Here is a 5,431-nt window from a genome sequence, read left to right on the forward strand (position 1 = left end):
ATGAGGATTTCGCCCCCTGCGCTCCGGCGTAAGAGGAAATCTGATGTGAGCCGTGGTAGTTCGGTGTCATCCAGGTCGCTGGGTGGACCGGATACCACATAGACCATGCAATGGTGTTTTGGCTTATCGCAAGTCAAAACCCGCCAACACCCCTCTGAGCCGGGAATCAGGCTCAGAGGTTATACATTCCGGTTGATCCTGCCGGAGGCCATTGCTATTGGGATTCGATTTAGCCATGCTAGTCGCACGAGTTCACACTCGTGGCGAATAGCTCAGTAACACGTGGCCAAACTACCCTTCGGAACACAATACCCTCGGGAAACTGAGGCTAATAGTGTATATCACATCACACCTGGAATGAGTGATGTGCCAAACGCTCCGGCGCCGAAGGATGTGGCTGCGGCCGATTAGGTAGACGGTGGGGTAACGGCCCACCGTGCCAATAATCGGTACGGGTCATGAGAGTGAGAACCCGGAGACGGAATCTGAGACAAGATTCCGGGCCCTACGGGGCGCAGCAGGCGCGAAACCTTTACACTGCACGCCAGTGCGATAAGGGAATCCCAAGTGCGTAGGCATAGAGCCTACGCTTTTGTCCACCGTAGGGAGGTGGACGAATAAGGGCTGGGCAAGACCGGTGCCAGCCGCCGCGGTAATACCGGCAGCCCGAGTGATGGCCGATCTTATTGGGCCTAAAGCGTCCGTAGCTGGCCGCGCAAGTCTATCGGAAAATCCACCCGCTCAACGGGTGGGCGTCCGGTAGAAACTGCGTGGCTTGGGACCGGAAGGCGCGACGGGTACGTCCGGGGTAGGAGTGAAATCCTGTAATCCTGGACGGACCGCCGATGGCGAAAGCACGTCGCGAGGACGGATCCGACAGTGAGGGACGAAAGCTAGGGTCTCGAACCGGATTAGATACCCGGGTAGTCCTAGCCGTAAACAATGTCTGTTAGGTGTGGCTCCCGCTACGAGCGGGTGCTGTGCCGTAGGGAAGCCGCTAAACAGACCGCCTGGGAAGTACGTCCGCAAGGATGAAACTTAAAGGAATTGGCGGGGGAGCACTACAACCGGAGGAGCCTGCGGTTTAATTGGACTCAACGCCGGACATCTCACCAGCATCGACTGTAATAATGACGATCAGGTTGATGACCTTATTCGAGTTTCAGAGAGGAGGTGCATGGCCGCCGTCAGCTCGTACCGTGAGGCGTCCTGTTAAGTCAGGCAACGAGCGAGACCCGCATCCTTACTTGCCAGCAGCACTGCGAAGTGGCTGGGGACAGTAGGGAGACCGCCGTGGCCAACACGGAGGAAGGAACGGGCAACGGTAGGTCAGTATGCCCCGAATGTGCTGGGCAACACGCGGGCTACAATGGTCGAGACAAAGGGTTCCAACTCCGAAAGGAGACGGTAATCTCAGAAACTCGATCGTAGTTCGGATTGTGGGCTGCAACTCGCCCACATGAAGCTGGATTCGGTAGTAATCGCGTGTCATAAGCGCGCGGTGAATACGTCCCTGCTCCTTGCACACACCGCCCGTCAAAGCACCCGAGTGAGGTCCGGATGAGGCTCGTTTCACGAGTCGAATCTGGGCTTCGCAAGGGGGCTTAAGTCGTAACAAGGTAGCCGTAGGGGAATCTGCGGCTGGATCACCTCCACAGACCCGAGACTCGCCCTCTGGGCGAGCTCACCTTTCGACCGTCTTTCGAGACGGTCACTATTCATGCACGGTCTCTGTGTCCGCCCACCCGCCGGCCTGGACACCGACGAACTACCACGGTTCACACCACGCAATACTCCTTCCCAATCGGGAAGGTGGGCTCATAGCTCAGCGGTAGAGTGCCTCCCTTGCAAGGAGGATGCCCTGGGTTCGAATCCCAGTGAGTCCATGTCAGCCTCGGTCCGAATCCGTCCCCTTAAGTGGGAGACGCGATTCGGATTGAGTAGACGACGACCGATGCACCATCCCGGGAAACCGCGGATGGGAAGGGTTCGACGGACACGCTCCATGCCTGGACGTGATCCAATGACGACCGTGTATACGTGCGATCCAGACGTCCACTGAACTCATACGAGTTCGTGGAACGTCAGTGAACCATATACAGTCGGGTGACATTTAGTCACTTGACACCGTCAGCGGTTCTTTATTGAATCGACTGACACACTACTGGCTACTGTGCCAGCTGGTGAATGGCTCGGCTCGAGAGCCGATGAAGGACGTGCCAAGCTGCGAAAAGCTCATGGGACCCGCATGGAGGGGAAGAACATGAGATTTCCGAATCGGAATCCGTTTACAATTGCCACGCGCAATAGGGAACTCCCTGAATTGAAACATCTCAGTAAGGGAAGGAAAAGAACGCAACAGCGATGTCGTGAGTAACCGCGAGTAAAAGCGATACAGCCCAAACCGAAGGTCTTCGGACCAATGTGGTGTTCGGGTTGACAACCAAAACGCGAACTCTCATTCGAAGTCTCCTGGAACGGAGCGTGAAACAGGGTGACAACCCCGTAGAATGAGGCAGTACCGTTGGCGTCAATACCAGAGTAGCAGGGGTCGGATATCCTCTGTGAACAACTCAGGCATCCCCTGAGAAGGCTAAACACTCCTCGAGACCGATAGCGAACAAGTAGCGTGAGCGAACGCTGAAAAGCACCCCGAGAAGGGCGGTGCAATAGGGCCTGAAATCAGCTGGCGATCGAGCGACAGGGCGTACAAGGCGTCTCTTGAAACGACCGAGAAGCGATTCTCTAGTAGGAAGAGAGACGAGCCGACGTCGTGTCGTGCGTTTTGAAAAACGACCCAGGGAGTGCACTTGATTGGCGAGTCTAACCCGTGAACCGGGGAAGGCGCAGGGAAACCGATACGGCCGCAGCACTATGTGCGAGGGCCACCGTGTTCAAGCGCGGGGAGTCAATTGGGTGCGACCCGAAACCAGGCGATCTATACGCAGGCAGGGTGAAGCGTGGCGAAAGCCACGTGGAGGCCCGTTAGAGGTGGTATTCTACAATATCCTCTCGTGATCTGCGCATAGGGGTGAAAGGCCCATCGAGCCTGGCAACAGCTGGTTCCAACCGAAACATGTCGAAGCATGACCTCTTCCGAGATAGCCCGCGGGGTAGAGCTACCGATTGGATGACCCGCCTCCGAGAGGAGTCGGCCATCCTGTCGAACTCCAAACCCGCAGGCGTTGTAGACGAAGGGAGTCCGGTGCGCGGGGTAAGCCTGTGTACCGTGAGGGGAACAACCCAGAGCCGGGTTAAGGTCCCAAAGTGTAGATTAAGTGCGATTCGAAGGTGGTCTCAAGCCCTAAACAGCCGGGAGGTGAGCTTAGAAGCAGCTACCCTCTAAGAAAAGCGTAACAGCTTACCGGCCGAGGTTTGAGGCGCCCAAAATGATCGGGGCTCAAATCTACCACCGAGACCTGGCCGTGCCCTTGACAGGGGCAACCGCGTAGGTTGGCGTTCTGTTCGGATGGAAGCACGGGTGAGAACTCGTGTGGACCGTTCAGAAACGACAATCCTGGTCACAGTAGCAGCGATAGTCGGGTGAGAACCTCGACGGCCTGATGAGCAAGGGTTCCTCGGCACTGCCACTCAGCCGAGGGTCAGCCGGTCCTAAGATGTACCGTAATTCGACTACATCAACGGGAAACTGGTTAAGATTCCAGTGCCATCGTGCAGTAAACGTCGACGCCGTGTGGAACGCTGAGCCGGGCCTTCGCCCGGTCAAATCGTGGAAACTCGTGGAAGCCGTCACGGCACGAAGCGAGCGAAGCGCGAGATAGCGAAAGTCAGCCGTACATAGGGCCCGTGAAAAGACAAGCACGATGTCCGTACCGAGATCCGACACAGGTGCTCTGGCAGCGCAAGCCAAGGCCTGTCGGGAGAACCGACGTTAGGGAATTCGGCAAGTTAGTCCCGTACCTTCGGAAGAAGGGATGCCTGCTCTCGACGGAGCAGGTCGCAGTGACTCGGGCGCTCCGACTGTCTAATAACAACACAGGTGACCGCAAATCCGCAAGGACTCGTACGGTCACTGAATCCTGCCCAGTGCGGGTATCTGAACACCAAGTACAATTGGACGAAGGACCCGTCAACGGCGGGGGTAACTATGACCCTCTTAAGGTAGCGTAGTACCTTGCCGCTTCAGTAGCGGCTTGCATGAATGGATAAACGAGAGCGCCACTGTCCCAACGTTGGACCCGGTGAACTGTACGTTCCAGTGCGGAGTCTGGAGACCCCCAAGGGGAAGCGAAGACCCTATAGAGCTTTACTGCAGGCTGTCGCTGAGACGTGGTCGCCGATGTGCAGCATAGGTAGGAGTCATTACACAGGTACCCGCGCCAGCGGGCCACCGAGACAGCATTGAAATACTACCCGTCGGTGACTGCGACTCTCACTCCGGGAGGAGTACACCGGTAGCCGGGCAGTTTGACTGGGGCGGTACGCGCTCGAAAAGATATCGAGCGCGCCCGAAGATCATCTCAGCCGGGTCGGGAATCCGGCGAAGAGCGCAAGAGCACAAGATGGTCTGACAGTGTCATTCCCAACGAGTGACGCTGACGCGAAAGCGTGGTCTAGCGAACCTACGAGGCTCCGGAATGGGGCCCGTAGATGACAGAAAAGCTACCTTAGGGATAACAGAGTCGTCACCCGCAAGAGCACATATCGACCGGGTGGCTTGCTACCTCGATGTCGGTTCCCTCCATCCTGCCCGTGCAGAAGCGGGCAAGGGTGAGGTTGTTCGCCTATTAAAGGAGGTCGTGAGCTGGGTTTAGACCGTCGTGAGACAGGTCGGCTGCTATCTATTGGGGGTGTCAAGGTACTTGACGTGAACGAACGTATAGTACGAGAGGAACTACGTTTGGTCGCCACTGGTGTACCGGTTGTGTGAGAACGCAATGCCGGGTAGCCACGCGACACGGGGTAAGAGCTGAACGCATCTAAGCTCGAAACCCACATGGAAAAGAAGTACCGATGAGGTCACTCGTAGAAGACGAGTTCGATAGACTCGGGATGTACGCACCGAGGCAACGAGGTGTTGAGTCCACGAGCACTAACAGACCGAAGCCACAGTCATACGGCACTGACACCACAGGTCGTATGAGTTCAGGCGGTAACTGGATCGCACATATACACGGTCGGCCGATCATTCGATCGGAACCACCGACACAGGCGTCTCTCCCACAGGATTGTGAGAGAGTCTCGGTTCGAGACCGAGAGTCGGCGTAAAGGCGGCCAGAGCGGTGGGGAAACACCCGTACCCATTCCGAACACGGAAGTTAAGCCCACCAGCGTACCGGGAAGTACTGGAGTGAGCGATCCTCTGGGAACCGCGGTTCGCCGCCTGCCCATTCATCCGGGAGTATACTCCCACACACTTTCAGCCCACGGACATCGTGTCCGTGGGCTGTGTTGCTATACAGCGAGCGGT

General features: G+C 57.0%; 1 tRNA gene and 3 rRNA genes. All 4 read left to right on the forward strand.

The window, feature by feature from the left end:
- Positions 1–185 precede the first annotated feature (185 nt).
- The 4 genes from ACNS88_RS17445 to rrf all read left to right on the forward strand — a co-directional run bounded on the left by ACNS88_RS17445 (position 186) and on the right by rrf (position 5,349).
- A 16S ribosomal RNA gene (locus ACNS88_RS17445) occupies positions 186–1,655 on the forward strand.
- A gap of 159 nt (positions 1,656–1,814) precedes the next feature.
- Positions 1,815–1,886, forward strand: a tRNA-Ala gene (locus ACNS88_RS17450).
- A gap of 272 nt (positions 1,887–2,158) precedes the next feature.
- Positions 2,159–5,079 (forward strand): 23S ribosomal RNA (locus tag ACNS88_RS17455).
- 148 nt (positions 5,080–5,227) lie between these two features.
- Positions 5,228–5,349 (forward strand): 5S ribosomal RNA (gene rrf / locus ACNS88_RS17460).
- Together the 16S, 23S and 5S rRNA genes with 1 tRNA gene alongside form the textbook arrangement of a ribosomal RNA operon.
- Positions 5,350–5,431: the final 82 nt, after the last annotated feature.

It is taken from the genome of Halorubrum shenae (genome assembly GCF_051194165.1).
GTDB lineage: Archaea > Halobacteriota > Halobacteria > Halobacteriales > Haloferacaceae > Halorubrum.